The organism is Methanosarcina spelaei (genome assembly GCF_002287235.1).
Taxonomy (GTDB): domain Archaea; phylum Halobacteriota; class Methanosarcinia; order Methanosarcinales; family Methanosarcinaceae; genus Methanosarcina; species Methanosarcina spelaei.
Window position 1 is genome coordinate 1 of record NZ_LMVP01000436.1, and the last position, 357, is coordinate 357.

General features: G+C 38.9%; 1 protein-coding gene. It reads left to right on the forward strand.

From position 1 onward, the window contains the following. On the forward strand, positions 1-357 hold a 357-nt coding region (locus ASJ81_RS15975), incomplete at both ends, for a PKD domain-containing protein (RefSeq protein WP_141241773.1).

Genomic DNA, 357 nt, shown 5'->3' on the forward strand with positions numbered 1-357 from the left:
TTATCGATATTTCGAAAAATGCGACAGAATGGAAATGGAACTTTGGAGACGGAACTACTTCAACCCAGCAGAATCCTACTCATAAGTATTCAAAAGCAGGAACATATACTGTAAACTTAACAGTAAAGAACGCTGCAGGTAGTAACACGGTAACAAAAACTGGCTATATACAAGTGACAGAAAAACTGGTTGCAAACTTCACCAGCAGTGTTACATCAGGAAAATTACCATTAACGGTTACCTTTACTGATACAAGCACAGGGACACCAACTAAATGGAAATGGAGTTTCGGAGACGGAACTACTTCAACCCAGCAGAATCCCATTCATAAGTATTCAAAAGCAGGAACATATACTG